The sequence below is a fragment of the Solimonas flava DSM 18980 genome (genome assembly GCF_000426685.1).
Lineage (GTDB): Bacteria > Pseudomonadota > Gammaproteobacteria > Nevskiales > Nevskiaceae > Solimonas > Solimonas flava.
The window spans coordinates 116,821-143,817 of sequence record NZ_AUFV01000011.1; the positions used below are offsets into that span (position 1 = coordinate 116,821).

General features: G+C 69.5%; 25 protein-coding genes. 11 read left to right on the top strand and 14 right to left on the bottom strand.

Annotated elements, in window-relative coordinates; genetic code table 11:
* Positions 1-92 precede the first annotated feature (92 nt).
* Together K343_RS0113080 and typA are read right to left on the bottom strand one after the other, a co-directional pair.
* Positions 93-707 (bottom strand): LysE/ArgO family amino acid transporter, encoded by a 615-nt coding sequence (locus K343_RS0113080; protein WP_154662563.1) that lies wholly within the window; start codon positions 705-707, stop codon positions 93-95.
* A 73-nt stretch (positions 708-780) separates the two neighbouring features.
* Entirely contained in the window at positions 781-2,616 is a 1,836-nt protein-coding gene (typA, locus tag K343_RS0113085) for a translational GTPase TypA (protein WP_028008471.1), read from the bottom strand.
* A 205-nt stretch (positions 2,617-2,821) separates the two neighbouring features.
* Between typA and K343_RS0113090 the strand changes: the two genes are divergently transcribed.
* The 5 genes from K343_RS0113090 to K343_RS22030 all read left to right on the top strand — a co-directional run bounded on the left by K343_RS0113090 (position 2,822) and on the right by K343_RS22030 (position 7,069).
* Complete coding sequence (locus tag K343_RS0113090; protein ID WP_028008472.1) at positions 2,822-4,825, top strand: APC family permease; 2,004 nt, start codon at positions 2,822-2,824, stop codon at positions 4,823-4,825.
* A 133-nt stretch (positions 4,826-4,958) separates the two neighbouring features.
* Positions 4,959-5,450 (top strand): hypothetical protein, encoded by a 492-nt coding sequence (locus K343_RS0113095; RefSeq protein WP_028008473.1) that lies wholly within the window; start codon positions 4,959-4,961, stop codon positions 5,448-5,450.
* Positions 5,451-5,532: 82 nt separating this feature from the next.
* Complete coding sequence (locus K343_RS0113100; protein WP_028008474.1) at positions 5,533-6,405, top strand: pirin family protein; 873 nt, start codon at positions 5,533-5,535, stop codon at positions 6,403-6,405.
* A gap of 42 nt (positions 6,406-6,447) precedes the next feature.
* Positions 6,448-6,774, top strand: coding sequence for a heavy metal-binding domain-containing protein (locus K343_RS0113105; RefSeq protein WP_028008475.1), 327 nt, complete (start codon positions 6,448-6,450; stop codon positions 6,772-6,774).
* A gap of 1 nt (position 6,775) precedes the next feature.
* Positions 6,776-7,069: a hypothetical protein gene (locus K343_RS22030; RefSeq protein ID WP_043112711.1), complete on the top strand. Its 294-nt coding sequence runs from the start codon at positions 6,776-6,778 to the stop codon at positions 7,067-7,069.
* A 19-nt stretch (positions 7,070-7,088) separates the two neighbouring features.
* Here K343_RS22030 and purT read toward each other — a convergent pair whose 3' ends face one another.
* Positions 7,089-8,279, bottom strand: a complete 1,191-nt coding sequence (purT, locus tag K343_RS0113115) for a formate-dependent phosphoribosylglycinamide formyltransferase (protein ID WP_028008477.1) — start codon at positions 8,277-8,279, stop codon at positions 7,089-7,091.
* A gap of 137 nt (positions 8,280-8,416) precedes the next feature.
* Here purT and pyk point away from each other — a divergent pair, with 137 nt between their 5' ends.
* The 3 genes from pyk to K343_RS0113130 all read left to right on the top strand — a co-directional run bounded on the left by pyk (position 8,417) and on the right by K343_RS0113130 (position 12,045).
* Complete coding sequence (gene pyk / locus K343_RS0113120) at positions 8,417-9,853, top strand: pyruvate kinase (RefSeq protein ID WP_028008478.1); 1,437 nt, start codon at positions 8,417-8,419, stop codon at positions 9,851-9,853.
* Positions 9,854-9,911: 58 nt separating this feature from the next.
* Entirely contained in the window at positions 9,912-10,604 is a 693-nt protein-coding gene (locus K343_RS0113125) for a glycerophosphodiester phosphodiesterase (RefSeq protein WP_028008479.1), read from the top strand.
* A gap of 139 nt (positions 10,605-10,743) precedes the next feature.
* Positions 10,744-12,045: an OmpA family protein gene (locus tag K343_RS0113130; RefSeq protein WP_084615879.1), complete on the top strand. Its 1,302-nt coding sequence runs from the start codon at positions 10,744-10,746 to the stop codon at positions 12,043-12,045.
* A 78-nt stretch (positions 12,046-12,123) separates the two neighbouring features.
* Here the strand turns inward: K343_RS0113130 and K343_RS22035 are convergent, their stop codons facing one another.
* The 5 genes from K343_RS22035 to K343_RS0113155 are packed head-to-tail and all read right to left on the bottom strand — an operon-like array spanning position 12,124 to position 18,865.
* Positions 12,124-12,558 carry a protein tyrosine phosphatase family protein gene (locus K343_RS22035; protein WP_051278354.1) on the bottom strand — a complete coding sequence of 145 codons (435 nt, stop codon included), beginning with the start codon at positions 12,556-12,558 and terminating at the stop codon, positions 12,124-12,126.
* 44 nt (positions 12,559-12,602) lie between these two features.
* Entirely contained in the window at positions 12,603-13,043 is a 441-nt protein-coding gene (locus K343_RS22040; protein WP_051278360.1) for a MarR family winged helix-turn-helix transcriptional regulator, read from the bottom strand.
* Positions 13,044-13,102: 59 nt separating this feature from the next.
* Positions 13,103-14,551 (bottom strand): efflux transporter outer membrane subunit, encoded by a 1,449-nt coding sequence (locus K343_RS0113145; protein WP_028008481.1) that lies wholly within the window; start codon positions 14,549-14,551, stop codon positions 13,103-13,105.
* 1 nt (position 14,552) lies between these two features.
* Complete coding sequence (locus tag K343_RS0113150; protein WP_028008482.1) at positions 14,553-17,708, bottom strand: efflux RND transporter permease subunit; 3,156 nt, start codon at positions 17,706-17,708, stop codon at positions 14,553-14,555.
* Complete coding sequence (locus K343_RS0113155) at positions 17,708-18,865, bottom strand: efflux RND transporter periplasmic adaptor subunit (protein ID WP_028008483.1); 1,158 nt, start codon at positions 18,863-18,865, stop codon at positions 17,708-17,710. The genes K343_RS0113150 and K343_RS0113155 overlap by 1 nt, the downstream gene beginning before the upstream one ends.
* Positions 18,866-19,094: 229 nt before the next feature.
* Here K343_RS0113155 and K343_RS22045 point away from each other — a divergent pair, with 229 nt between their 5' ends.
* Positions 19,095-19,721, top strand: a complete 627-nt coding sequence (locus tag K343_RS22045; protein WP_043112714.1) for a TetR/AcrR family transcriptional regulator — start codon at positions 19,095-19,097, stop codon at positions 19,719-19,721.
* A gap of 2 nt (positions 19,722-19,723) precedes the next feature.
* On the opposite strand, the gene K343_RS0113165 is transcribed toward K343_RS22045, so the two are convergent.
* The 3 genes from K343_RS0113165 to K343_RS0113175 all read right to left on the bottom strand — a co-directional run bounded on the left by K343_RS0113165 (position 19,724) and on the right by K343_RS0113175 (position 21,575).
* Positions 19,724-20,221, bottom strand: a complete 498-nt coding sequence (locus tag K343_RS0113165; protein WP_028008484.1) for a hypothetical protein — start codon at positions 20,219-20,221, stop codon at positions 19,724-19,726.
* Positions 20,222-20,234: 13 nt separating this feature from the next.
* Complete coding sequence (locus tag K343_RS0113170; RefSeq protein ID WP_028008485.1) at positions 20,235-20,729, bottom strand: nuclear transport factor 2 family protein; 495 nt, start codon at positions 20,727-20,729, stop codon at positions 20,235-20,237.
* Between the two features lie 84 nt (positions 20,730-20,813).
* Complete coding sequence (locus tag K343_RS0113175) at positions 20,814-21,575, bottom strand: SDR family NAD(P)-dependent oxidoreductase (protein WP_028008486.1); 762 nt, start codon at positions 21,573-21,575, stop codon at positions 20,814-20,816.
* Between the two features lie 104 nt (positions 21,576-21,679).
* Here K343_RS0113175 and K343_RS23480 point away from each other — a divergent pair, with 104 nt between their 5' ends.
* The gene (locus tag K343_RS23480; protein WP_084615881.1) at positions 21,680-22,603 is read left to right on the top strand and encodes an energy transducer TonB; all 924 of its coding nucleotides are present in this window, start codon (positions 21,680-21,682) and stop codon (positions 22,601-22,603) included.
* Between the two features lie 81 nt (positions 22,604-22,684).
* Here K343_RS23480 and K343_RS0113185 read toward each other — a convergent pair whose 3' ends face one another.
* The 3 genes from K343_RS0113185 to K343_RS0113195 form a co-directional block, all read right to left on the bottom strand.
* A complete protein-coding gene (locus K343_RS0113185; RefSeq protein ID WP_028008488.1) occupies positions 22,685-23,242 on the bottom strand; it encodes a GNAT family N-acetyltransferase in 558 nt (185 codons plus the stop codon).
* The gene (locus K343_RS0113190; RefSeq protein WP_028008489.1) at positions 23,239-24,900 is read right to left on the bottom strand and encodes a SulP family inorganic anion transporter; all 1,662 of its coding nucleotides are present in this window, start codon (positions 24,898-24,900) and stop codon (positions 23,239-23,241) included. The genes K343_RS0113185 and K343_RS0113190 overlap by 4 nt, the downstream gene beginning before the upstream one ends.
* 73 nt (positions 24,901-24,973) lie before the next feature.
* On the bottom strand, positions 24,974-26,203 hold the full coding sequence (locus K343_RS0113195) for an oxygenase MpaB family protein (RefSeq protein ID WP_043112715.1): 1,230 nt from the start codon (positions 26,201-26,203) through the stop codon (positions 24,974-24,976).
* A gap of 51 nt (positions 26,204-26,254) precedes the next feature.
* Between K343_RS0113195 and K343_RS23485 the strand changes: the two genes are divergently transcribed.
* The gene (locus K343_RS23485; protein WP_161628893.1) at positions 26,255-26,959 is read left to right on the top strand and encodes a TetR/AcrR family transcriptional regulator; all 705 of its coding nucleotides are present in this window, start codon (positions 26,255-26,257) and stop codon (positions 26,957-26,959) included.
* The last annotated feature ends 38 nt before the right edge of the window (positions 26,960-26,997 follow it).

Consider the following 26,997-nt stretch of genomic DNA (forward strand, 5'->3'; position numbering starts at 1 on the left):
CGTATCGCGGCTCGGCGTCACGACGGATCCACCGCAGCGCGCCGGGCGGGCCGGTCTCCGCGCGTCCCTCCGGGATGGCGACAGCGCGCGAATCAGCTGCCGCGCAGCAAGCTTGCCGCGATCGCCCACATCGTCAACGCGATGACGGCGTCGAGCACGCGCCAGGTCCGCGGCCGGCGGAACAGCGGCGCCAGCCGCGCCGCACCGTAGGCGAGGCCGTAGAACCACAGTGCCGAAACCGACGCGGCGCCGGCCGCGAATGCCGCGCGGGGCGTCGCCGCGTAGCGGCCGGCGAGTCCGCCAACCAGCAGCACAGTGTCGAGGTAGACGTGCGGATTCAGCCAGGTCAGCGCCAGCACGCCGGCGATGGCCTGCCGGCGCGTCAGCGGCGCCGCGCCACCGGCTTCGAGCGCCTGCGGCCGCAACGCGGCCCAGGCGCTGCGGCCGCCATAGACGACGAGGAACGCCGCGCCGATCCAGCGCACCGCCGTGACCAGCGCCGGATGCGCCTGCACCAACGTGCCGAAGCCGACGCAGCCGAGGCCGATCAGCAGCGCGTCGGAAACGAAGCAGATCGTCGCGATCACGAGTACATGCTCGCGAAGCAAACCCTGGCGCAGCACGAAGGCGTTCTGCGCGCCGATCGCGACGATCAGGCCGGCGCTCAGGCCGAACCCCTGCAGATAAGCCGACAGCAGGCTGTCCACGTTCGCCCCCTGGTTCGCACAACGAAAAAGGGGCGCATCGTCGATGCGCCCCTGCTGCAACGGTGACCGCGGATCAGTCGTCGCGACCCGAGCGCTTGCGCTCGTGTTCCTTCAGGAACTTCTTGCGAATGCGGATCGAGGTCGGCGTCAGCTCGACGAGTTCGTCGTCGTTGATGAATTCCAGCGCCGGTTCGAGCGCGAACTTCACGGCCGGCACCAGGATGACGTTCTCGTCCGAACCCGAGGCGCGCATGTTCGTCAGCTTCTTGCCCTTCAGCGGATTGACGACGAGGTCGTTGTCGCGCGAGTGGATGCCGACGATCTGGCCTTCGTACACCTCGTCACCCGGCTCGGCCATCATGCGGCCGCGATCCTGCAGGTTGAACAGCGAGTACGCGAGGCACTTGCCCATGTCCATCGAGATCATCACGCCGTTGCGACGCTGGCCGATGTCGGTCGCCTGCGTTTTCGGGCCGAAATGGTCGAAGTTGTGGAACAACAGGCCGGTGCCCGAGGTCATGGTCATGAACTGGGTCTGGAAGCCGATCAGGCCACGCGACGGCACGATGTACTCGAGACGCACGCGTCCCTTGCCGTCCGGCACCATGTTCTGCATCTTGCCGCCACGCTCGGCGAGGCCCTGAATGACGCCGCCCTGGCTGGATTCCTCGACGTCGGCGACCAGGGTTTCGTACGGCTCGCAGATCTCGCCGTCGATTTCCTTGAGGATGACCTGCGGACGCGAGACGGCGATCTCGTAACCTTCGCGGCGCATGTTCTCGAGCAGGATGCCGAGGTGCAGCAGGCCGCGGCCGGAAACGCGGAACTGGTCGCCCGTGCTCATCGGCTCGACGCGCAGCGCCACATTCGTCTTCAGCTCGCGCTGCAGACGCTCGCCGATCTGGCGCGAGGTGACGAACTTGCCTTCCTTGCCCGCGAACGGCGACTTGTTGACCTCGAAGATCATGCTCATGGTCGGCTCGTCGACCTGCAGCGTCGGCAGCTGCTCCGGCACCTTGACGTCGCAGATCGTCTCGGAAATGCCGAGCTCTTCGATGCCGGTCACGGCGATGATGTCGCCGGCCTGCGCTTCCGGAACCTCGACCTTGTCGAGACCCATGAAGCCGAGCACCTGCAGCACGCGGCCCTGACGGACCGAGCCGTCGCGGTTGACGACCGCCACCGGCGTGTTGGTCTTGATGCGGCCGCGCTTGACGCGGCCGGTGCCGATCACGCCGACATAGCTCGAATAGGCGAGCGAGGTGACCTGCATCTGGAACGGACCTTCCGGATCGACTTCCGGCACCGGCACCTTGTCGACGATGGTCTCGAACAGCGGCGTCATGTCGCCTTCGCGAATGTCGGCCGAGTGGCCCGCGTAGCCGTTGAGGCCGGAAGCGTAGATGAACGGAAAGTCGAGCTGCTTGTCGGTCGCGCCGAGGCGGTCGAACAGCTCGAAGACCTGGTCGACGACCCAGTCCGGACGCGCGCCCGGACGATCGATCTTGTTCAGCACGACGATCGGGTTGAGGCCCATGTTGAAGGCCTTCTGCGTGACGAAGCGGGTCTGCGGCATCGGGCCGTCGACCGAATCGACCAGCAGCAGCACCGAATCGACCATCGACAGCACGCGCTCGACTTCGCCGCCGAAGTCGGCGTGTCCCGGCGTGTCGACGATGTTGATGCGGTATTCGGTGCCGTTGCGCTTGTCGAGCCAGCGGATCGCCGTGTTCTTCGACAGGATGGTGATGCCGCGCTCGCGCTCGAGGTCGTTGGAGTCCATGACGCGCTCGCCGAGCTGTTCGCGGGCGTCGAGGGTTTGCGACTGCCGCAGCAGCTTGTCGACCAGCGTGGTCTTGCCATGGTCGACGTGGGCGATGATGGCGATATTGCGAAGATTCTGAATCACGGATGCACCGAAAGCCGGAAAGTTTTCCGAAAAATGGGTCTTTAATTGCCGGGTTTCCAGCCCGGCTGCGCCAGCGGCCGGAACGGCCGAAACCGCCTGCGGCCAGCAAAAGGGGGTGAATTGTACGCGCCGGCCCATTGCAGCGATAGGGCAACAATTGCTCACGGTGCTAGAATCGGCCGCTTCGTCCGACCGCAAGACCTGAATGAGCGTGCTGCAAGGCCTACGGCGCCTGATCCTCGGCAGGAAGCTGGACCCCTTCGATCCGAAGACCCGCCAGCACATCGTCCTGATCGCCTTCCTGGCCTGGATCGGCCTCGGCGCGGACGGCCTGTCGTCGTCGTGCTACGGCCCGGAAGAAGCGTTCCTGGCGCTCGGCGAGCACCGCCACATCGCGCTCTACCTGGCCGGCGCCACGGCGCTGACGGTGTTCATCATCTCGCTGGCCTACAACCAGGTCATCGAGCTGTTCCCGTCCGGCGGCGGCGGCTACAAGGCGGCGACGCAGCTGATCGGCAAGCACGCCGGTCTGGTGTCCGGCTCGGCGCTGATCGTCGACTACGTGCTGACCATCGCCATCTCGGTCGCCAGCGGCGCCGACGCGCTGTTCAGCCTGCTGTCGCCGCAGGCCCAGGCCTACAAGCTCGGCGCCGAAATCGGCCTGATCGTCATGCTGATCGTGCTCAACCTGCGCGGCATGAAGGAATCGATCGCCGTGCTCGCGCCGATCTTCCTCGGCTTCTTCATCACGCACGTCTTCCTGATCGTCTACGGCATCAACTTCCACGCCGAGGCGCTCGACGACATGGTGGCGGCGACCTGGAGCGAGACCGTACAGCTGACCCGGGAGTCCGGCTGGATGTTCGCCGTCGCGCTGTTCCTGCGCGCCTACTCGGTCGGCGCCGGCACCTACACCGGCATCGAGGCCGTCTCCAACAACATCAACATGCTGGCCGAACCGCGCGTGCGCACCGGCCACTGGACGATGTTCTACATGGCGCTGTCGCTGGCCTTCACCGCCGGCGGCATCATCCTGCTCTACCTGTTGTGGAACGCCGAGCCGGTCGCCGGCCAGACGCTCAACGCAGTGACCTTCCGCGCCATCCTCGAGAGCCTGCCGTGGGACGCCGAAACCGCGCGCGTGGTGCTGATCGTCGTGCTCGCGCTCGAAGCCGGCCTGTTGCTGGTCGCCGCCAACACCGGCTTCCTCGGCGGCCCCTCGGTGCTCGCCAGCATGGCCGCCGACCACTGGGTGCCGCGCCAGTTCCGCCAGCTGTCGAGCCGCATGGTCACGCAGAACGGCGTGCTGGTGATGGGCATCGCCGCGCTGGCGATCCTGCTGCTGACGCGCGGCAAGGTCGGCCTGCTCGTGGTGCTCTACAGCATCAACGTGTTCCTGACCTTCTCGCTGTCGCTGTTCGGCCTCTGCCGGCACTGGTGGGAGCAGCGCCTGTACCGGCTCGACTGGAAAGCCAAGTTCGCGATGGCGTCGCTCGGCTTCGTGGTCTGCGTGGCGATCCTGCTGGTGATCCTCGCCGAGAAGCTGATGCTCGGCGGCTGGGTCACGGTCCTGATCACCAGCGGCGTGGTCGGCTTCTGCCTGCTGATCCACCGCCACTACGAGCATATCCGCCAGCTGATGCTGCGCGTCGACCAGGTCTACGCCGTCAAGCCGGACTGGGACGAGGACACGCCGCCGCTGCCCGCCGATCCGGCCGCCGAGACTGCCGTGATCCTGGTCGGCAACAGCCGCGGTGCCGGCATGCACGCGCTACGCTGGGTGCTCGACACCTTCCCCGGCCGCTTCCACAACTTCGTGTTCGTCTCGGTCGGCGAGGTCGACAAGGAAGCCTTCAACAGCGAGCGCACGCTCAAGAGCCTGCGCGCGCGCATCGAGAACTCGCTGAACTACTTCACCAGCTACTGCGCCAGCCGCGGCCTGGCGACCAAGACCTACCAGGCCTACGGCGGCGACCCGCTCGGCGAACTGCTCGGCATCCTGCCGCGCGTGTTCGCCGACTTCCCGAACGCGACCGTGTTCGCCAGCAAGCTGGTGTTCGGCGACGAGACCCTGCTGACGCGCTGGCTGCACAACCAGATGCCGCTGGCCGTCCAGCAGCGCCTCGAAGCCGACGGCCACCGCATGCATATCGTGCCGCTGGCGGTGCCGGACCCGGTCGCGCCGCCGCCGCGCGTCAGCATCCGCTAGAGCCGGTTCGCGCAACAGTCCGCCGGCGCGCGGCTCCGGGATTTCCCCCACGCCGGGCCGCGCTGATCCCCTGTTTGCGGCCGTTCGGCGCAACGGCGGCGCAACGGCGGCGGCAGGCGCTAGTCTGCACGCCATGAAGACGTTTCCCCTCGAACGCTACCGGCGGCTGCGCCCTCTGCTGCCGTTCGACCTGCTCGCCGACCAGCTCTACGGCGTGCTGGTATTTGCCGGCGGCATGCCGCTGGTGGTGCTGATCGGCTTCCTGCTGCTGGCGCCGGACGACTGGCAGCCGCAGACGCTGATCGCCTGGGCGGCCGGCGCGACGTTGCTGTCGCTGGCACTGGCGATCTGGCTGACCCACGCGCTGCTGGCGCCGGTTTCGCTGGCGCGCTACGCCCTGCACGCATACCGCCGCGAGCAGCGCCTGCTGCCGCTGCCGCCCGACCTGCACGGCGAGGCCGGCGGCCTGCTCAACGACCTGCGCGCGACGATCGAGACCTGCGAACGCCAGCGCCAGATCTTCGCCGAGCAGGCCGACTGGGCGTTCCGCGGCAAGCGCTCGCCGCTGCTCGGCGCCGGCGGCGCGCCGCGCTGCGCGGCGAACGACACCCCGCATGCCCGCTAGCGCCGGATAACGGCGCACGTCCGTCCACGGCGCGGACCAGGCGCCTGACTTATGCTTGGCGGCCCTACCCGCGAGAGCCGACATGAGCGACGCCGTCATCGACATCCTGCAGGGCCGGACCCGCGACCTCGGCGGCGGCGAGATCGTGCGCCGCGTGCTGCCGGTCGCCCACCGCCTGATGGTCGGCCCGTTCATCTTCTTCGACCACATGGGCCCGTGGAATCTGGCGCCGGGCCGCGGCGTCGACGTGCGCCCGCATCCGCACATCGGCCTGTCGACCGTCACCTATCTGTTCGAGGGCCGCATCGACCACCGCGACTCGCTGGGCTCGGTGCAGACCATCGTGCCGGGCGACGTCAACTGGATGACCGCCGGCCGCGGCATCGCGCACTCCGAGCGCAGCCCCGCCGACGAGCGCGCGGCCGGACCGCAGGTGCACGGCATCCAGTCCTGGGTCGCGCTGCCGGAGGCCGACGAGGAATGCGAACCGGCCTTCATCCACTACCCCGGCGCGACGCTGCCGCGCAGCGCCGGCGACGGCGTGCGCCTGTGCGTGATCGCCGGCGAGGCCTACGGCCTGCGCTCGCCGGTCGCGACGCATTCGCCGACCTTCTACGTCGAGGCGCACCTTGCGGCCGGCGCGCGACTGACGCTGCCGACGCAGTACAGCGAGCGCGCGCTCTACGTCGTCGACGGCAGCGTCAGCGCCGCCGGACAGTCCTTCACCGAGGGCATGCTGCCGGTATTCGCGGCCGGCGCCGAGGTCGAGATCGTCGCCGACCGTGACACGCACCTGATGCTGCTCGGCGGCGAACCGCTCGGCGCGCGCACGGTGTGGTGGAACTTCGTGTCGAGCCGGCCCGAGCGCATCGAGCAGGCCAAGGCCGACTGGCTGGCGCAGCGCTTCGCGGCGGTGCCCGGCGAGACCGAATTCATTCCGCTGCCGGAACGCTGAAGGCAGATCGTGCCCGGTCCGGCTTCGACAGGAGAGCTGCCGATGATCGTCGTCACCACCGAAAACATCGCCGGCCACCGCGTCGTGCAGACGCTGGGCCAGGCATTCGGCGTGGTCGTGCGCAGCCGCGGCATCGGCGGCAACGTGATGGCCGGCCTGCGCTCGCTGGTCGGCGGCGAGATCCACGAGTACACGCAAATGCTCGAGGAGGCGCGCCGGCATGCGATCGACCGCCTGGTCGCCAATGCCGCGGCGATGGGCGCGAACGCGATCGTCATGATGCGTTTCGACTCCTCGGAGATCGCGCAGACCATGAGCGAGATCGTCGCCTACGGCACCGCCGTCGTGGTCGAAAAAACCCCGGCCTGACGTGCTGCGCCAGAGCCTGATCGCGATCGGCATCCTGATGCTGGCCGGCGCCGGCCTCGCCGCCGCGCGCGGCGCCTATGCGATCGTCCCGCATCTGCTGATCGGCGCCGCCGTCTTCGGCGCCGGCGTCGCCTGGGAGCGCTGGCGCTACGGCGTGCCGCGCGCGCAGCGTCCGGACCCGCAGTGGCAGGCGACCGGCGAGCGCTTCATCGATCCGGAAAGCGGCGCGCTGGTCGAGGTCTGGTACGACCCGCGCGACGGCGCGCGCCACTATCTGCGCGTGCCGTCGCGCTGAAGCCCCTGCAAAAGCCGATTCAGTCGATCAGCCGCAGCTGCGCCGCCGCGCGGCGCGCCTTGTCGCGCGCCATGTCGATCGATTCGGCGAGCGCCAGCGTCACCGCCATGCGCCGCTTGCCGACGATCTCCGGCTTGCCGAACAGGCGCAGCTGGGTGTCCGGCTCGGCCAGCGCCTCGGCGGCACCGGCGTAGCGCGGCGCACGGCGATCGCCCTCGAACAGCACCGCGCACGACGCGGCGGCGCCGCGCGTGCGGATGTTGGGAATCGGCAGGCCGAGAATCGCGCGCGCGTGCAGCGCGAATTCGGACAGATCCTGCGAGATCAGCGTGACCAGGCCGGTGTCGTGCGGGCGCGGCGAGACTTCGGAGAAGATCGCCTCGCCGCCGCGGACGAACAGCTCGACGCCGAACAGGCCGCGGCCGTTCGGCGCGCACAGCGCCTCGACGACCTTGGCGGCGATGTCCTGCGACTGCCGCAGCACCGCCTCGCTCATCGGCTGCGGCTGCCAGGACTCGCGGTAGTCGCCGTCGATCTGCAGGTGGCCGATCGGCGGACAGAAGCTGATGCCGCCGGCGTGCTTCACCGTCAGCAGCGTGATCTCGTAATCGAAGGGCACGAAGCCCTCGACGATGACGCGGCCCTGGCCGGCGCGGCCGCCGGCCTGCGCGTAATCCCAGGCGTGCTGCACGTCGGCCGCCGAGCGGACGACCGACTGGCCCTTGCCCGATGAGGACATCACCGGCTTGACCACGCAGGGCAGGCCGAGCGCGTCGACCGCGGCGCGGTATTCCTCGATGCTGCCGGCAAAGCGGTACGGCGAGGTCGGCAGGCCCAGCTCTTCGGCGGCGAGACGGCGGATGCCCTCGCGATCCATGGTCAGGCGCGCGGCACGCGCGGTCGGGATCACCGTGTAGCCTTCCTGCTCCAGCGCGAGCAGCGTCGGCGTGTGGATCGCCTCGATCTCGGGGACGATCAGGTCCGGCCGCTCCAGCTCGATGACGCGCCGCACCTCGGCGCCGTCGAGCATGTTGATGACGTGGCTGCGGTGCGCGACCTGCATCGCCGGCGCGTTGGCGTAGCGATCGACGGCGATGGTCTCGACGCCGTAGCGCTGCAGCTCGATGACGACTTCCTTGCCGAGCTCGCCCGAGCCCAGCATCAGCACCTTGGTCGCATTGCCGCTCAGGGGCGTCCCGAAAACCGTCATGCCAATCTCCGCCGAAACCACGATGATGAAAACGCGATGCCTCGCCGCGGCCGGCGCCGGCATACACTGGAGGCCCGCCAACGCGCGGGAGCGTTGCGTGTACAGCCCCGCATTGTATTCGGAGTAGCGCTGAAGCCATGGCCCGCCGCACCAAAATCGTCGCCACCCTCGGTCCCGCCACCGATGCCCCGGACGTCCTGCGCAAGGTGCTCGCCGCCGGCGTCGACGTGGTGCGCCTGAACTTCTCGCACGGCTCGGCCGACGACCATCGGCGCCGCGCCGCGCAGGTCCGCGCCGCCGCGCAGGAACTCGGCCGCGACGTCGGCATCCTCGCCGACCTGCAGGGCCCGAAGATCCGCATCGAATCGTTCGCCGCCGGGCCGGTCGAGTTGCACGAGGGCCAGCGCTTTACGCTCGACACCGCGCTCGGCGCGCAGGCCGGCGACGCCAGCGTGGTCGGCTGCGCTTACCAGGAGCTGCCGCGCGACGTCGCCGCCGGCGACGTGCTGCTGCTCAACGACGGCGCCATCACCATGCGCGTCGACGAAGTCGCCGGCACGCGCGTGATCTGCACGGTGCTGGTCGGCGGCCCGCTGTCGAACCGCAAGGGCATCAACAAGCAGGGCGGCGGCCTGTCGGCGGCGGCGCTGACCGAGAAGGACAAGGACGACCTGCGCACCGCGGTGGCGCTCGACGCCGACTTCATCGCCGTATCGTTCCCGCGCTCGGCGGCCGACATGGCCGAGGCGCGCGCGCTGATGCAGGCCTGCGGCGGCAGCGCCTGGCTGGTCGCCAAGATCGAGCGCGCCGAAGCGCTGCCGGTGCTGCGCGAACTGGTCGCCGCCAGCGACGCGGTGATGGTCGCGCGCGGCGACCTCGGCGTGGAGATCGGCGACGCCGAACTGCCGGGCTGGCAGAAGCGCATCATCGCCGAGGCGCTCGAACAGAACCGAATGGTGATCACGGCGACGCAGATGATGGAGTCGATGATCACCAGCCCGATCCCGACGCGCGCCGAAGTGCTCGACGTCGCCAACGCCGTGATGGACGGCACCGACGCGGTGATGCTGTCGGCCGAGACCGCGACCGGCCGCTATCCGGTCAAGGTGGTCGAAGCGATGGCGCGCGTCTGCATCGGCGCCGAAGCGACGCTGCCGGTGACGATCCGCCGCAGCCTGCGCTTCGACACGCATTTCGAGCGCACCGACGAGGCGATCGCGATGGCGACGAGCTGGACCGCGCGGCACATGCACGCGCGCGCGATCATCGCCATGACCGAATCCGGCGCCACCGCGCTGATGATGTCGCGCAGCGAAGGCCAGATCCCGATCTACGCGCTGACGCCGCACGAGCGCACGCGCCGGCGCATGGCGCTGTGCCGCGGCGTCTATCCGTATGCGTTCCAGCCGAGCGACGAATCGGCGCCGGGCCTGGCCAAGACCTTCGAGGCGATCGACCTGCTCAAGGCGCGCGGCATGGTCGCCGACGGCGACCGCGTGCTCATCACCAAGGGCGACGGCGTCGGCCCCGGCGGCACCAACACGATGAAGATCATGACGGTCGGCCAGACCTGAAAGCCCGCACCGGCCCGCCGGCGCGTGCCAAGATAGGCGCAGAGAACGGAGGCGCGACATGTCCGATACCCCGGCCTTCACCATCATCGGCCACCGCGGCGCGCGCGGCCATGCGCCGGAGAACACCCTGCTCGCGCTCGATACCGGCATCCGCCTCGGCGCGCACTGGCTGGAGTTCGACGTGCAGCTGGTCGACGGCGAATGCTGGCTGATGCACGACCTCACCGTCGACCGCACCACCAACGGCCACGGCCGCCTCGACGCGCTGCGCGCCGCGCAGATCCGCGCGCTCGACGCCGGCGGCGGCCAGGCGGTGCCGACGCTCAACGAAGCGCTCGACCTCGTCGCCAACCGTGCCGGCGTCAACATCGAGCTGAAGACCTGGAACGGCTGCGCGGCGGCCGTCGCCCGCGTCCTGCGCGACTACCTCGCCGACGGCTGGCCGGCCGAGCGCCTGCTGGTGTCCTCGTTCCACCATCCGGAACTGTGGGAGTTCCACGAGCTGCTGCCGGAAGTGCCGATCGGCGCGCTGGTCTGCGGCGTGCCGCTGGACTGGGCCGGGCCGGCCGCCGAACTCGGCGCCGCCGTGCTGTCGGTGTCCAGCGAGTTCGTCGACGACAAACTGATCCGCGATGCCCACGCCCGCGGCCTCCGGCTCTACGTCTACACCGTCAACGAGCCCGAAGAAATGCTGCGCCTGCGCCGCATGGGCGTCGACGGCCTGTTCACCGACTACCCCGACCGCGCCTGAGCGGTCGCGCCGGCCGCCGCCGCGGCGGGCGCCGGCGGCCGAAGTTCTTTATGCTTGCCTCGGCTGATGCACCCACTCTCCGGCGGCCGAACGGACGAGGTGCCGGAGTCGCGTTCAACGAAGAACAAGGGGAACACGCATGACTCGCAAACATTTGCACGTCTGGGCCCGGCTGTTGCCGCTGGCGCTCGCCGGCGCGGCGCCGCTCGCCGCTCAGGCCGGCGACGGCTGGTATCTCGGGCTCGAGGGCGGCGCCAACTGGGTCCGGGAGCAGGATCTGCGGATCTACGGCTACGATCCGCTGATCGGCTCGCTCCCTGACGGCACCAAGGTCGCGGACGCCGAATTCGGCACCGGCTGGCTCGGCGGCCTGAGTCTCGGCTACGCCTACGCCAACGGCTGGCGGCCGGAACTCGAACTCGCCTACCGCGAGAACGATCTCGACCGCCTGTATCTGCCGTCGCTCGGCCCGTTCGGCGGCTCCGGCAGCACGACCAGCGACGTCGACGGCGACGAGAATGTCGCCACCGCGATGCTCAACGTCTGGTACGACCTGTTCCGCGGCCGCCGCTTCCATCCCTATCTCGGCGCCGGCGTCGGCGCCGCGCGCTTCGCGATCGACGACATCAGCTTCAACGGCAACCAGCTGGAGAGCCGCTTCGACACGGTGCTCGCCTGGCAGTTCGGCGCCGGCTTCGCCTACGACCTCAGCCCGCGCTGGACGGTATCGCTCGACTACCGTTATCTGAAGTCCGATACCGGCAAGTTCAGCCTCGTCAAGGACGAGCCGGGCGCGCATGTCGAGACCAACTACGAGGCGCAGTCGGCGATGCTGACGCTGCGCTACTTCTTCAGCGCGCCGCCCGCCCCGGTGCCGGTCGCCGAGCCGGAGACGCCGGTCGAAGTGGTCGAGCCGGTCGAACCGCCGCCGCCCCCGCCGCCTCCGCCGCCGCCGGTCTGCCACCAGCCGCAGCCCGGCGAACCGCTGAACCTCGACGGCTGCACGGTCGGCGACACGCTGGTGCTGCACGGCGTCAACTTCGACTTCGACAAGGCGACGCTGACGCTCAACGCCAAGGCGCTGCTCGATCAGGTCGCCAGCGAGCTGACGCGGCACGCCGACATCAAGATCGAAGTCGACGGCCACACCGACTCGAAGGGCTCGGACGCCTACAACCAGAAACTCTCGCAGCGTCGCGCCGACGCGGTGAAGGCCTATCTGGTCGAAAAGGGCATCGCCGCCGAGCGCATGACCAGCGCCGGCTTCGGCGAATCCAAGCCGATCGCCGACAACGGCACCGACGAGGGCCGCGAGCACAACCGCCGCGTCGAGCTGAAGATCACCGAAGGCGGCGGCGCGGCACCGCCGCCACCGGATGTCGGCGCCGAGCCGAGCGCCCCGGTGCCGGAAGCGGCCCCGGACACGGCCCCGACGTCCTGACCGCCAGCGCTGCAACGCAGAACCCCGCCGATATGGCGGGGTTCTGCGTTGGCACGGGCGGAAAAAGCCGGGTGCGCCTCAGGCGCCGATCAGCTGGCGGACCGCCGGCTCCATCGCACGCAGGCCGGCGGCACGGCCGATCGCCAGCGCCTCGTCGATGCTCTTCTTGTCGAGCCAGTAGGCCTTCAGCGCGAACAGCGCGCCGACGCGGTTGCTGCTCGCGCAGTGCACCAGCACCGCACCCTGCGCGTGTTCGAGCGCCTCGGCGAGCTTGCGCGCGTTGGCCTCGTTGAGATCGCCGGCGCCGGCGACCGGAATGTTGACGTACTGCAGGCCGAGCTCGCGGACCAGCGACGCTTCGTCGTACGCGGCCGGCTCGCCCGGCGGGCAGAGATTGACGACGGTGCCGACGCCGCGCTGCTTGGCCAGCGCGAACTGATCGGCGCTCGGGCGACCGGCGGTGGCGACTTGCGGGAAGGGCTGGCCGGCGTTCGGCAGTTCGGGCAGCAGCATGAAAGGCTCCGTTTTTTTTGCGGGCCTACAGCTTAAGCCAGAAGTCAGGCCGCACGCGGACCGCGGCGCCCGCCCGAGGCCTGCAGGCCCGCGATATTGCGCTCGATGCGGCTGAGAAAATCGTCGAGCTGGCGGCGCTCGGACGCGGTGAAGCCGTCGAGCGCGGAGTCGCCCAGGCTCGCCGCCGTCTGCCACAGCTCCGCCAGGACGGCATCCGCCTTGTCCGTCACGAAGACCTGAAACTGCCGTCGGTCGTCCTCGTTGACCTGGCGCTTGATCCAGCCGTTGCGCTGCAGACGATCGACGATATAGGTGACCGTCACCGGATGCGCTTCGATTTCCTCGGCGAGATCCGTCTGCGCCAGACCGGGCTGCATGGACAGACAGGCCAGGGCCGCAATTTGCGAGCGCGTCATGCCGAGATGGCGGACCCGGCGCTGGCATTCCTGGCGGAAGCGAAGGCCGACGTTGAGCAGTGCGCGCAACGAGGACGCCGAGCTGGATTGCATGGACATTTTCATTCGTGGTCCGGGCAGCGAGAGACCTAAGGCGCGGCGGCCGCAGCCGCGCCGCCGCCCTGCGCCAGCGTCCGCTCGTTCCAGCCGCCGCCGAGCGCCTTGTACAGCGTCACCAGATTCTGCAGCCGCGCGAGCTTGGTCGAGATGTACGACTGCTGCGCCGCGTACAGCGAGCGCTGCGCGTCGAGCACGGCGAGGTAGTCGTCGACGCCGGCGCGGAAACGCAGGTCGGCGAGCTGGTAGCTGGCCTGCGTCGCCTCGACCAGCGTCTGCTGCGCCGCCAGCTGCTCGTCGAGCGTGCCGCGCGCGACCAGGCCGTCGGCGACTTCGCGAAATGCGGTCTGGATCGCCTGCTCGTACCGAGCGACGTAGATGTTCTTCTGCGTCTTGGCGAGATCGAGGTTGGCGAGGTTGGCGCCGCCGCTGAAGATCGGCAGCGTGATCGTCGGCGTGAAGCTCCACGCCCGCGTGCCGCTGTCGAACAGGCCGTCGAACTGCGTGCTCATCGTGCCGTAGCTGCCGGTCAGCGTGATGCGCGGGAAGAAGGCCGCGCGCGCCGCGCCGATGTTGGCGTTGGCGGCGATCAGGCTGTGCTCGGCGGCGAGCACGTCCGGACGCCGCGTCAGCACTTCGGACGGCACGCCGGCCGGCAGCTCGGCGAGCAGCTGCTGGGTGTCGAGATCGCGCGCCGGCGGCAGTTCGGCCGGCAGCGCCGGCACGCCGAGCAGCAGCAGCAGCGCGTTCTGGTCGAGCGCGACGAAGCGCCGGTACTGGGCGAGATTGGCACGCGCCGTCTCCAGCGCGGTCTGCGCCTGGCGCAGGTCGAGCGCGCTCGCCGCGCCGGCCTCGAAGCTGCGTCGCGTCAGGTCATACGAGGACTGCCGGCTGGCGAAGGTTTCCTCGGTCATCCGCAGCAGCGCCTGGTCGGCAAGCTGACTGAGGTAGGCGTTGGCGACCTCGGCGACCAGCGCGATCTGCGTGCTGCGCCGTGTCTCCTCGGTGCCGAGGTACTGCTGCAGCGCGCCGCGGCTCAGGCTGCGCACCCGCCCGAACAGGTCGAACTCGTAGGCGGTGATGCCGAGCCCGGCGCTGTAAGTGTGCGTGGTGTTCGGCTGCCCGGCGGAAGTGAAGTCGTCGGCGGTGCGCTGCGCGGTCTCGTAGCCGCTGGCGTCGACCGACGGCAGCAGGTCGGCGCGCTGGATGCGGTACTGCGCGCGCGCCGCCTCGATGTTGAGCACGGCGACGCGCAGGTCGCGGTTGTTGGCGAGCGCGATCTCGATCAGCTTCTGCAGGCGCGCGTCGGCGAAGAAATCGCGCCAGCCGAGGTCGGCCGCCACGGTCTGCGCGGCGGCGGCCGGCGCGTCGGGATAGGCGGCGGCAACCGGCGCGTCCGGCCGCTGATAGCGCGGTTCCAGCGTGCAGGCCGAGAGCGCGGCCGCGGCGGCGATGGCGGCGAGGGTCAGGATCGGTTTCATGTCAGTGCTCCGCCGTCTGCGGGGCCACGGGGGCCGGTCCGTTCTGCAGGCGCACGCGGTCGCGTTCGACGAGCTTGCGCATCCAGACGAAGAACACCGGCACGAAGAAGATCGCCAGCACGGTTGCGGCGATCATGCCGCCGATCACACCGGTGCCGATCGCGTTCTGGCCGCCGGAGCCGGCGCCGGTCGAGATCGCCAGCGGCAGCACGCCGAGGACGAACGCGAGCGAGGTCATCAGGATCGGCCGCAGGCGCTGCTGCGCGGCGTGCACGGTCGCTTCGACCAGGCCCATGCCGTGATCGTAGTTGGCCTTGGCAAACTCGACGATGAGGATCGCATTCTTCGCCGACAGGCCGATCGTGGTCAGCAGGCCGACCTGAAAGTAGACGTCGTTGCCGAGCCCGCGCAGCAGCGTCGCCAGCACTGCGCCGAGCACGCCGAGCGGCACGACCAGCATCACCGACAGCGGGATCGACCAGCTTTCGTACAGCGCCGCCAGGCACAGGAACACGACCAGCATCGAGATCGCATACAGCGCCGGGGCCTGGCCGCCGGACTGGCGCTCCTCATAGGACAGACCGGTCCATTCGTAGCCGATGCCGGCCGGCAGCTTGGCGATCATCGCCTCGATCGCCTGCATCGCCTCACCGCTGCTGTGGCCCGGCGCCGGCTGGCCGAGGATCTCGGCCGAGGCGATGCCGTTGTAGCGTTCGAGCTTCGGCGAACCGTAGGTCCAGTGGCCGCTCGAGAACGCCGAGAACGGCACCATCTGCCCGGCGGCGTTGCGCACGTACCATTGCCCGAAGTCCTCGGGCTTCATGCGCGACGGCGCGTCGCCCTGGATGTAGACGCGCTTGACGCGGCCGCGGTCGATGAACTGGTTGACGTACGACGAACCCCAGGCCGAGGACAGCGTGTCGTTGATGTTGCTGATCGTCAGGCCGTAGGCGCTGGCCTTCTCCCAGTCGATGTCGACCTTGTACTGCGGCTCGTCGGACAGGCCGTTCGGACGCGTCGCGACCAGCAGCGGATTCTGCGCCGCCATGCCGAGCAACTGGTTGCGCGCTTCCATCAGCCGGGCATGGCCGAGGCCGGCGCGATCCTGCAGCGCGAAGTCGAAGCCGGTCGCGTTGCCGAGCTCGACGACGGCGGGCGGCGCGATCGCGAAGATCATCGCGTCCTTGTAGCCGGCGAAGCGGCCCATGACGCGCCCGGCGATCGCCTGCACGCGGTTCTGCGCGCCGGGGCGCTCGGCCCAGTCCTTGAGCATGACGAAGGCCATGCCCGAGTTCTGACCGCGGCCGCTGAAGTTGAAGCCGCTGACCGTGAACACCGAGTTGACGACCGCCTTCTCCTCGTTGAGCAGGTAGTCGCGGACCTGCGCCAGCGCTGCGTCGGTGCGCGTGTTGGTCGCGCCTGGCGGCGCCGTGACCTGGATGAACATCAGGCCCTGGTCCTCGTCCGGCAGGAACGCCGTCGGGATGCGCGTGAACAGCCAGCCCATCGCCACGACGATCACCGCGTAGATCACCATGTAGCGGCCGGTACCGCGCAGCACGCGGTGCACGCCGGATTCATAGCGGCGGTTGCTGGCGTCGAAGAAGCGGTTGAACCAGCCGAAGAAGCCGCGCCGCTGCGCGTGCTCGCCGTGCGCGGCCGGCTTGAGGATCGTCGCGCACAACGCCGGCGTGAAGATCAGCGCAACCAGCACCGACAGCGCCATCGCCGAAACGATGGTGATCGAGAACTGGCGATAGATGACGCCGGTCGAGCCGCCGAAGAAGGCCATCGGCAGGAACACCGCCGACAGCACCAGTGCGATGCCGATCAGCGCGCCGGTGATCTGCTGCATCGACTTGCGCGTCGCGTCCTTCGGCGACAGCCCTTCCTCGGCCATCACGCGCTCGACGTTCTCGACCACGACGATGGCGTCGTCGACCAGCAGGCCGATCGCCAGCACCATGCCGAACATCGTCAGCGTGTTGATCGTGAAGCCGGCCGCGGCGAGCACGGCGAAGGTGCCGAGCAGCACCACCGGCACCGCGATCGTCGGGATGAAGGTCGCGCGCAGGTTCTGCAGGAACAGGTACATGACGAGGAAGACGAGCACCACCGCCTCGAACAGCGTCTTCACCACTTCCTCGATCGACAGCTTCACGAACGGCGTGGTGTCGTACGGATAGACCACATCGACGCCCTGCGGGAAGCTCGGCCGCAACTGCTCGATCGTCGCGCGCACGGCGGCCGCGGTATCGAGCGCGTTGGCGCCGCTGGCGAGCTTGACGGCGATACCGGATGCCGGCTGGCCGTTGAACAGCGCGTGAATGGCTTCCGACTCGCCACCGAAGCTGATGCGCGCGACGTCGCCGAGACGCACCTGCGAGCCATCGGCGTTGACGCGCAGCAGCACGTTCTCGAAGTCCTGGATCGTCTGCAGACGCGTCGGGCCGATGACCGTGGCGTTGAGCTGCTGGCCCTGCACCGCCGGCAGGCCGCCGAGCTCGCCGGACGAGATCTGCACGTTCTGCGCCTGGATCGCGCTCTTCACGTCGACCGGCGTCAGGCTGTAGCTGTTGAGCTTGGCCGGATCGAGCCAGATGCGCATCGCGTACTGCGAACCGAACACCTGGTAGTCGCCGACGCCCTTGGTACGGCTGATCGCGTCCTGCACGTGGGAGACGATGAAGTCGGCGAGGTCGTTGCGGTCCATGCTGCCGTCGCGCGACACGAAGCCGACCACGAGCAGGAAGTTGCGCGTCGCCTTGGCGACGCGGATGCCCTGCTGCTGGACTTCGGTCGGCAGCTGCGGCTGCGCCAGCGAGAGCTTGTTCTGCACCTGCACCTGCGCGGTGTCCGGATCGGTGCCCTGCTCGAACGTCAGCGTGATCGTCATGCTGCCGTCCTTGTTGCTCTCGGACGAGAAGTACATCAGGTGATCGATGCCGGACAGCTGCTGTTCGATGACCTGCGTGACCGTGTTCTGCACGGTCTCGGCCGAAGCGCCGGGATAGCTGACGCTGATCGAGATCGACGGCGGCGCGATCGCCGGATACTGCGCGACCGGCAGCGAGCGGATCGACAGCGCGCCGGCCAGCATGATGACGATCGCGACCACCCACGCGAAGATCGGGCGGTCGATGAAGAAGTTGATCATCAGCGCGCTCCGGTCTGCGGAGCGGCGGCGGGGACAGCGCCCTGTTCGACGGCCTTGACCACGGCACCGGGCCGCACCTTCAGCACGCCTTCGACGATCACGCGCTCACCGGCCTTGACGCCGCCGGTCACCAGCCACTGGTCGCCGACCGTGCGGCGGGTCTGCAGCACGCGCGGCTCGACCTTGCTTTCGGCGTTGACGACCAGCGCCGTCGCATCGCCGCGCTGATCGCGCGTCACCGCCTGCTGCGGTACCAGCAGCGCGGACTCGTCGACGCCTTCCTGGATCTGCTCGTGCACGAACATGCCCGGCAGCAGCAGGTTCTCGCGATTCGGGAACACCGCGCGCAGCGTCACCGAACCGCTGCTCGGGTCGACCGTGACCTCCGAGAACTGCAGCTTGCCGGCGTGCTCGTAGGCGCTGCCGTCCTCGAGCGTGAGCTTCACCTCGGCCTGCTGCTCGCCGACTTTCTTGAGCTGGCCGCTCGCGAATTCGCGCTGCAGGCGCAGCAGCATCGTCGCCGGCTGGGTGACGTCGACGTAGATCGGATCGAGCTGCTGGATCGTCGCCAGCGCCGTCGTCTGGCCGGCGGTGACCAGCGCGCCCTCGGTCACCGACGAGCGGCCGATGCGGCCCGAGATCGGCGCCAGCACCTTGGTGTAGACGAGGTTGATGCGCGCGGTCTCGAGCGCTGCCTTGGCCGAGGCGACGTCGGCCTGCGCGGCCAGATTGGCCGCGACCGCGTCGTCGTAGCTCTGCTTGCTGACCGCATTGGCGGCAACCAGCCCTTCGTAGCGCTCGGCCAGCGTCCGCGCCGACTGGGCCTGCGCCTCGGCGCGCGCCAGCGCGGCCTTGGCGCTCTCGTAGCTGGCCTGATAGGTCGCCGGATCGATCTGGTACAGAGGCTGGCCGGCCTTGACCTCGCCGCCCTCCGTGAACAGGCGCTTGAGCACCACGCCACCGACCTGCGGCCGCACCTCGGCGACGCGATACGCCGTGGTGCGGCCGGGCAGTTCGGTCGTCAGCGGCACGGCCTGCGTCTTCAGCGTTACGACGCTGACCTCGGGCGGCGGCGGCGCGGCCTGCTCGGCCTTGCCGCCGCAGGCGGCGAGCACGGCGAGCGCCACGAAGGCTGCGGGGCGAAGGCTGTGCTTCACAGCTTCGGACGGGGCGGAAATCGGGGACATGGCCATAAAGTGCGGGGGCACGACGGGCTGAAGGGGCGTCGAAGCGCTGCGCAACGCATGAAACGCTTTGCGCTTCACCGGCTCATGAACCGCAGCCAGTGTGCGAGCGCGACGAAATCGACGCAAGGGTTTAGAATGAGCGTTCATTCTAGACCGGAGCGTCGAGCGCCACAAGCCCGACGATTCCCAGAGGACCCCGATGATCGATGCAACGTCCCGCAAGCCTGAGCGCAACGAGCAGCGTCGCCGCCAGATCCTGGCCGCCGCCGCCGAATGCTTTCAGCGCCGGGGCTTCCACAGCGCCAGCATGGCCGAGATCTCGAAAGCGGCCGGCATGAGCGTCGGCCACATCTATCACTACTTCGAGAACAAGGAAGCGATCATCCGCGCGATGGTCGAGGCCAAGGCCCAGGAAGTCGTCGACAAGATGAATGAGCTGCGCCGTCGCCCAGACGTACTCGCCGCCATCGTCGAGAAAGTCGACGAAGGCATGGCCAAGCAGACCGAACGCGCCAGCGCGGCGATGACCATCGAGGTGCTGGCCGAGGCCGCACGCAGCCCCGGCATCCTCAACACCCTGTGCGAGTCGGACCGCGTGGCGATGGCGAAGATGAAGGAAACACTGATCGCCGCCAGCCCGGCGCTGGGCGCCGATCCACGCCTGCTCGATGGCCGCACCAACCTGATCGCAGCCCTGTTCGACGGTCTGGCGATCCGCGCCCTGGTCAATCCTGATTTCGACCGCGACGGCCTGCTCGCGGCGCTGCGGCTGACGATGCAGACCCTGCTGCGCGAGCCGCCCGCCGGCAACGGCGGCGCGCGCTGAATTCAATCCCGGCCGGACACGAACGCCGCGCCGGTCGGCAAGGCCGCACCGCGCCAGACACGCCAGGCGACCGGCACTTCGAGGACGAGTGTGGCGAGCACGCCGAGCGCCGCGAAGCCGAGCGCGATTACGTCGCCCGGATAACGCATCGACAGACGCGAGCCCAGTAGCGCGAGCAGCAGCAGGCTGGCGGCGAAGCCGCCGTTCGACATCGCCAGGAACTGCCGACGATCGTTGCGCGCGACGTCGAAGCGGAACAGGAACACGCTGCAGATCCGCTCGGCGTAGGCGACGCGCGCACCGCTGGCCCGGGCGCCGGCGAGATGCCCCCACTCGTGCACCAGGAAGCCGGCGAGCGGAATCAGCAGTCCGGCGGCGAGCGCCGCCGGCCATGCGTACGCCGAACCGGCGTCGTGCAGGACATGGCTGCCGCGCCAGGCGCCGAGCGCCAGCGCGATCACGCCCAGATCGCGGACGATCAGGCGGCGCGGCAGGCGCATCGGCAGCGGGGCTTCAGGCGGCCAGCGGCGGCAGCTTGCGGCCGTGGCGGGCGAGGTAGTGCGCGGTGATGTTCGGCACGTCGGTGAACGGCGTGACGATCTCGTAGACGCGCTCGTAGCTGGCGTGCTTGATCTTCCACCGGCCGTCCAGCTTGACGTAAGTGTCGCGGTAGAACGAGGTGCCGTCGGTGATGATCTTGTTGCGCAGGTCGAGGAACCAGTCCTTCAGATACCACTGCCCGGTCGCCTCGGTCGGCGAGACGAAGTCGATCTCGGGATGGTTGACGTGATGCACGGCGATCGCTTCCGAGTGGAAGGCATTGGCCAGTGCTTCGAGCACCACGTCGCGGCCGGCGGCTTCGAACACGTAGCTGCCGCCGACGTAGCGCACGCTGACGTCCTCGGTGAACAGGTCCTTGAGTTCCGCGAAATTGGCGGTATCGATGCAGCGGCAATAGGCGTACTTCAGGCGCCGGATCAGTTCCAGGTCTTCGAGCGGCAGGGACATCGCTTCTCCTCGGTCGGCTGCGGATTCGCGACGACTCTGGCGCGAAGCCGGCGGCGCGGCCTCATGCGTCCGGATGACACACGCTCAGACGCCGAAGCCGCCCGACACGTTGATCTGCTGGCCGGTGACGTAGTTGGCGGTGGCGAGGTAGACCGCGGCGTTGCCGATGTCCTCGGGCTGACCCCAGCGCTTCAGGCATAACAGCTTCTGCGTCTCGTCGATCCACTTCTGATCGAACACGCCTCGCTTGGTCAGCTCGAGGAACATGCCGGCCTCGATCACGCCGACCAGCACCGAGTTGGCGCGGATGTTGTGCGCGCCTTCTTCCTTGGCGATGCCCTTGATGAACGCCTCGTTCGCCGCCTTCGGCACGACGGACAGACCGTCGCGCTGCGGGAACCACAGGTGGCCGGCCGAGCCGAGATGCACGTACGAGCCACCGCCGGCCTCGCGCATCGCCGGCAGCGTCGCCTGCACCGCGTGATAGAAGCCGTGCACCTCGATGTCGATCGAACGCTTCCACAGCGCTTCGTCGGCCTGGCTGAGGAACACCTGCTCGACGACCGGGCCGGCCGCCCAGACCACGGTATGGATGCGGCCGTGCGCCTGGAGCACCTCGGCGACCGTCGCCTTCACCTGCGCAGCCACGGTGACGTCGGTGCGATGCGCCGTCACCGCGCGGCCGAGCGCCTTGATCTCGCCGGCGACGCGCTCGGCGACGTCCTGCTTCGAACGATAGACGATCGCCACGTCGCTGCCCGCCGCCGCAAACGTCCTGGCGACGCCCTGGCCGATGCCGCCGCTGCCGCCGAACACCAGCACCGCGCCCTTCGGAAACGTCGCCATGCCGCTCTCCTCGTCTGTCATCGTGTGATCGAACCACGCCGATCATGCGGAGCTGGCGGCATCCGGGGCATCCTCCATAGGGACGATCGCGAAGCACGCCTGCGATGAGCACGCCGTGCCAGCAAGCGGTATGGTCGACATGGACGCTTCACTCGATCCCGTCATGCCCGCCAACCGCCGCTGCTTGCCGCACCCTATGGGACTCGCCCGACCGATCCGCGCCGCGCCGCGCCGCGCTGCTGACCCTGCCGCTGCTGCTGCCGCTCGCCGGCGCCATAGCCGGCGCAGACCATGACGACCTGCCAGCCGTGAAAGGCCTGCCCGGTACCTGCGCTACGCCAGCCTATCCGCGAGAGTCACTGATCGCCGGCGAAAGCGGCTCGGTACTGCTGTCGCTGCTCGTGGCCGCAGACGGTCATGTGGAGAAGATCGAAGTGGCGCAATCCAGCGGCTTCGAGCGTCTCGATCGCGTCGCGGTCGATGCCATGCGCCCCTGCCGATTCACGCCGCCCATCGTCGACGGCCAGCCTGCCCGCGCCTGGGGCAAAATGAAGGTGACGTTCGCGCCGCAACAGGGGCTGGTCCCTCCGGCGCTCGCCGGCGTGTCGCAGGCGCTGCACCTGCGCAAGTTCGTCGCGGTCATGGGCCATGGTTGCAGTTCGCGCGCTCCGGAGCAGGCGGACGCCGTGCAGGCGGCGCTGCTGGCCTGGCATCAACGCAACGACAGCGTCGCCGCGCAGATCAACGCCTACAAAGAACGCTACTACGAGCAGGTGCGCCGCCAGTCCGGCGATCCGACGATCCGCGATCCACAGCAGCGCCTCGAATGGGAGCTGCAGTCGACGACCGACCAGCCGGTCGCGTCGGCGGCGGCCTGGCTGCGGGCACTGCCACCCGACGAACGGGGACGCTACTGCGAGCGCTTCAGCCAGCAGCTGATTGCGGGCCAGCTCGATCTGCAGTCGGTCATCATCCGCTTTCCGGAACTGGAAGCGGGACTCGCCAGCACATCCGCCGCCTCGCCCTGACGCCTGGGATCGCCTGGCGGCAGAACGGCCGCAGACCCAAATGGCCGGCTGCTTCCGCCGCGGCGCAGGCCCCGCCTCCACTCAGCTCGCGGCCGCTGCCATCCGGACTGCGGTTTCGCGATCGGCCGCCCCGTACAGCGCGCCCTCCCCGCCGTGGCCCGGCAGCTCGACGGGACCTTCGTAGCGCAGACCGAGCCTTTCGAGCAGACGGATCGACCGGGCGTTGCCGGTCTGCACGATGGCGACGATGCGCGCCAGGCCGAGCGCGTCGCGGCCGTACTGCAGCACCGCCGTCGCCGCCTCGTGCGCGTAGCCGCCGCCTTCGTAGGCCGGCAGGAAGGCGAAGCCGATGTCGGGCGCATCCAGCGTCTCACGGCGCAGCAGGCCGCAGAGGCCGATCGGCGTCGCCGTCGCGCGCAGCTCGACGAGATAAAGCCCGAAGCCGTGCCGCGCATAGCTCGCGCGCGGGCCGTCGGCGATGTAGCGCAAGGCGCCGGCGTGGTCGCGCACGCCGCGATCGCCGATGTAGCGCAGGAAGCCGGGCGTGTTCAGCAGCTCGACGATGAAGTCGGCGTCGCCGTCGTCGACCTCGCGCAGCTGCAGGCGCGGGCTGGCGACGACGAACGCCGCCGCGCTCATGCCGGCGCGGCGGCCGGCGTCGCCGCGGCGCTGTCGATGGCGTGCGCGAACTCGCGGTAGTAGCGGATCGGCCGCTCGTCGCGGCGCACGAGGCCGGCGCGCACCAGCTTGCGCAGCACGCGGTGATTGGCCTCGCAGAGAATCGCGCGCACACCGCGGCGCTGCAGGTTCTGGATCGCCTCTTCGAGCGTCTGGATGCCGGTGATGTCCATGAACGGCACGCGGTTCAGGCGGATGACGATGCAGCGCGGATCGGTGTGCGTCTGCTGCAACGCGCGCTCCAGGTTCTCGACCGCACCGAAGAAGAACGGCCCGTCGATCGAATAGACGATGACGTCGTGCGGCAGCGCGGCGTGGCCGGCGGCGGCGAGTTCGGCCTGCAGCTTGGTTTCGTCGAGTTTCTGCACCTCGACCGACGAGGACATGCGGCGCAGGAACTGCAGCATCGCCAGGATCACGCCGATGTTGACCGCAACGACGAGGTCGGTGAACACGGTCAGGCCGAAGGTGATCAGCAGAATGCCGACGTCGGCGCGCGGCGCGGTGCGGGCCATGCGCACGAAGTGCTTGGCCTCGCTCATGTTCCAGGCGACGACGAAGAGGATCGCGGCGAGCGCGGCGAGCGGGATGCGGCCGGCCAGCGGCGCGACCAGCAGCAGGATCAGCACCAGCGTGGCCGAGTGCACGACGCCGGCCAGCGGCCCGGTGCCGCCGTTGCGGAAGTTGGTCGCGGTGCGCGCGATCGCGCCGGTCGCGGCGAAGCCGCCGAACAGCGGCGTCAGCACGTTGGCGATGCCCTGGCCGATCAGCTCCTGGTTGGAGTCGTGGCGGGTGCCGGCCATGCCGTCGGCGACGACCGCCGACAGCAGCGACTCGATCGCGCCGAGCATGGCGATCGTGAACGCCGCCGGCACCAGTGTGATCAGGCGGTCGAAGCTGACGTCCGGCAGCGTGAAGTGCGGCAGGCCGCGCGGGATGCCGCCGAAGGTGCTGTCGATCGTCGCCACGCCGTCGAAGTGGAAGACCGACTGCAGCACGGTGGCGACGACCATCGCGATCATCGGCCCCGGCACGCGGCCCAGACCCGGCAGGCGCGGTCCGTAGAGCACCAGCAGCAGGCTCAGCGCCGCCAGTGCGGTGGTCGCCGGATGCAGCTGCGGCAGCGCCTGCAGCAGGTGCAGCAGCTTTTCGTGGAAATGCGCGCCGCTGACCGCCGGCAGGCCGAAGAAGTCCTTCCACTGGCCGACCCAGATGATGACGCCGATGCCGGCGGTGAAGCCGGTGATGACCGGATCGGGAATGAAGCGGATGACGGCACCGAAGCGGGCGACGCCGAGCAGGATCAGGATGATGCCGGCCATCAGCGTCGCCAGCATCAGGCCGTCGATGCCGTAATGCGCGGTGACGCCGGCGAGGATGACGATGAAGGCGCCGGTCGGGCCGGCGATCTGGATGCGGCAGCCGCCGAACAGCGACACGGCGATGCCGGCGATGATCGAGGTGTAGATGCCCTGCTCGGGCTTGGCGCCGCTGGCGATGGCGAACGCCATGGCGAGCGGCAGGGCGACGATGCCGACGATCAGGCCGGCGACCAGGTTGGGCACCCAGTGCCGGCGCTCGAACAGACCGGCCCGCGCTGCCTCGACGACCGCGATCATGTGCGGATCCCTTGCATGACTGGAAGGGGCGCAATGATACAACTCCGGACCGGCACCCCTGCGATGATTTTCGTCAAACGCCGTCCGGCGCCGCCGCCAGCGCCGGACGTTCGCGCCCGAACAGCACGCGCAGATAGTCCTGCTGCGCGGCGAGTCCGCGGCGGATCAGCCGTTCGCGGCCGCCCGGCCAGGCGCGCCAGCCCAGATGCGCGAGCAGGCGCGGCGGCGCGCTCAGCAGCGGATACCAGGGCCAGACGCCTTCGGGCAGGCCCAGCGCGCGCATGCCGCGCGCGCCGATGAAGCTGCGCGCGATGCTGAGATGCTTGGCGCGGTTCCAGCGGCCGCGCAGCGCGGCGAAGTTCGCGTAGTGCCGCTGCAACGGCTCGTCGCGCAGCGCGCGGCCGAGCAGGCGGCTGCTCTCGTCCGGCGGCGCCTGCGCCAGCAGATTCTGATAGAGGGCGACGCGACCTTGCTGCTCGGTATCGCAGAGCCAGCGCGTCTCGACGCCCATCAGCCAGCCGATGTAGCGCCACAGATGCATCACCGCCGCGCCCTCGCGGCGGCGCAGCGGCACGCCGAGCAGGCGCTGACCGAACAGGTAGATCACCGAGAACGCGAGGTACGTCGCCTGCAGATCGCCCTGGTTGATCGGCAGTCCGTATTGGTCGGCATCCCAGTCCGGGCGCGCGGCGACGCGGCGCCGCACCAGCGCATGGATCAGTCGCACCTGCAGCGTCGCCACGTAGCCCGGCGCGCCGCGCGCCATGCCGCCGGGCCGCGTGCAGGCGATCCACCACTGCGTGGTCTCGGCGACGCGACGCTGGGCACCCTTCTCCAAGGCCCCGGTGAGCAGCAGCGTGCGGTTGATCGCCGACGCCTGATAGCCGGCGAGCAGGCCGAGATCGCGCAGCACGTCGAGCCCCGTCAGGCCGGCGATGCCGGACACGCGCGCGCCCTCGTCGCGCTGCGCCGCATCGACCCAGTCCGGCGTCGCCTCGACCTGCCGGAAGAATTCGCGCAGCGGCACCGGCGCATCGGGCAGCGCGTCGATGCCGCGCGCGGCGGCGGCGTCGAACAGCGGCCGGCTGCGCGCCAGCCCCTCGCTCACCATCCACGCCAGCAGCCGGTCCATCGGCGCGTCGCCCTGCGTCCACGAAGCGCCGAGCGCCTGCCACTGCGCCGGTGTCGGCTCCGGATCGCCGTCGATCAGGCGGCGCAGCGGCCGCGCGATGCGGCGTGCGACCTGCGGATCGGCGCCGTGACGGCGCGGAATGCGCGATGCAGAAGCGGCGGCCTTGTCCATGCCGGCACGCTAATGCGAGCATCTGCTCGCATTCAACTCGCGTCCGCGCCGATGAGAAAACAGCCCGCGCAGCAACGGTCCCGGCAGATGGTCGATGCGCTGCTCGACGCCGCCGAGCGCGAGATCGGCACGCGCGGCCTCGATGCGACGACGACCAACCACGTCGCCGCGCGCGCCGGCGTCAGCATCGGCTCGCTGTACCAGTACTTCGACGGCAAGGACGCGATCGTCGAGGCGCTGCTGCAGCGACACGCGCAGCGCCTGCTCGCCGCCGTCGACGCCCGCCTGCGCACGCTGCTCGACGCCGACCCGCGCACGGTGACGCGGCGCGTGCTGGAGGCCGTGTTCGAGCAGGTCGAGCGCGATCCGGCGCAGCGCGAACTGGTCCGCCACTGGCACCGCCTGCGCACCGGGGCGACCTTCCAGGCGCTCGAACAGCGCATGTTCGAGCACTGCCGCCTTTACCTGCTGCGCCATCACGACGAATACCGCGTCCCGAACCTGCCGGCGGCGCTGTTCGTCGCGATCAATTCGCTGCATTACACGGTCGCGCACTACCTGAGTCTGGACGCGCCGCTGCTGTCGCGCGACGAAGTGATCGACGCGCTCGCCGATCTGCTCGGCGCCTACCTGCGCGGCGCGCCGCCGCCGAAGCCCGCGTCGCAGCGGCGCGCGCCGGCAGCGCGCGCGAGGACCGCCGGCAGTCCCGGAAAACCGGCGAAGACGCTCGCACCTCGTCATCGCGAAGCACGGTAGGCGACGCCGCAGGCCGGCCGCGCACGACGCCGGCGGCA

Coding starts and splice junctions, on each gene's coding strand:
- K343_RS0113090 (WP_028008472.1), top strand. CDS start 2,822: ATGAGCGTGCTGCAAGGCCTACGGCGCCTGATCCTCGGCAGGAAGCTG.
- K343_RS0113095 (WP_028008473.1), top strand. CDS start 4,959: ATGAAGACGTTTCCCCTCGAACGCTACCGGCGGCTGCGCCCTCTGCTG.
- K343_RS0113100 (WP_028008474.1), top strand. CDS start 5,533: ATGAGCGACGCCGTCATCGACATCCTGCAGGGCCGGACCCGCGACCTC.
- K343_RS0113105 (WP_028008475.1), top strand. CDS start 6,448: ATGATCGTCGTCACCACCGAAAACATCGCCGGCCACCGCGTCGTGCAG.
- purT (WP_028008477.1), bottom strand. CDS start 8,279: ATGACGGTTTTCGGGACGCCCCTGAGCGGCAATGCGACCAAGGTGCTG.
- pyk (WP_028008478.1), top strand. CDS start 8,417: ATGGCCCGCCGCACCAAAATCGTCGCCACCCTCGGTCCCGCCACCGAT.
- K343_RS0113125 (WP_028008479.1), top strand. CDS start 9,912: ATGTCCGATACCCCGGCCTTCACCATCATCGGCCACCGCGGCGCGCGC.
- K343_RS0113130 (WP_084615879.1), top strand. CDS start 10,744: ATGACTCGCAAACATTTGCACGTCTGGGCCCGGCTGTTGCCGCTGGCG.
- K343_RS22035 (WP_051278354.1), bottom strand. CDS start 12,558: ATGCTGCTGCCCGAACTGCCGAACGCCGGCCAGCCCTTCCCGCAAGTC.
- K343_RS0113145 (WP_028008481.1), bottom strand. CDS start 14,551: ATGAAACCGATCCTGACCCTCGCCGCCATCGCCGCCGCGGCCGCGCTC.
- K343_RS0113150 (WP_028008482.1), bottom strand. CDS start 17,708: ATGATCAACTTCTTCATCGACCGCCCGATCTTCGCGTGGGTGGTCGCG.
- K343_RS22045 (WP_043112714.1), top strand. CDS start 19,095: ATGATCGATGCAACGTCCCGCAAGCCTGAGCGCAACGAGCAGCGTCGC.
- K343_RS0113165 (WP_028008484.1), bottom strand. CDS start 20,221: ATGCGCCTGCCGCGCCGCCTGATCGTCCGCGATCTGGGCGTGATCGCG.
- K343_RS0113170 (WP_028008485.1), bottom strand. CDS start 20,729: ATGTCCCTGCCGCTCGAAGACCTGGAACTGATCCGGCGCCTGAAGTAC.
- K343_RS0113175 (WP_028008486.1), bottom strand. CDS start 21,575: ATGGCGACGTTTCCGAAGGGCGCGGTGCTGGTGTTCGGCGGCAGCGGC.
- K343_RS23480 (WP_084615881.1), top strand. CDS start 21,680: ATGAGCACGCCGTGCCAGCAAGCGGTATGGTCGACATGGACGCTTCAC.
- K343_RS0113185 (WP_028008488.1), bottom strand. CDS start 23,242: ATGAGCGCGGCGGCGTTCGTCGTCGCCAGCCCGCGCCTGCAGCTGCGC.
- K343_RS0113190 (WP_028008489.1), bottom strand. CDS start 24,900: ATGATCGCGGTCGTCGAGGCAGCGCGGGCCGGTCTGTTCGAGCGCCGG.
- K343_RS0113195 (WP_043112715.1), bottom strand. CDS start 26,203: ATGGACAAGGCCGCCGCTTCTGCATCGCGCATTCCGCGCCGTCACGGC.
- K343_RS23485 (WP_161628893.1), top strand. CDS start 26,255: ATGAGAAAACAGCCCGCGCAGCAACGGTCCCGGCAGATGGTCGATGCG.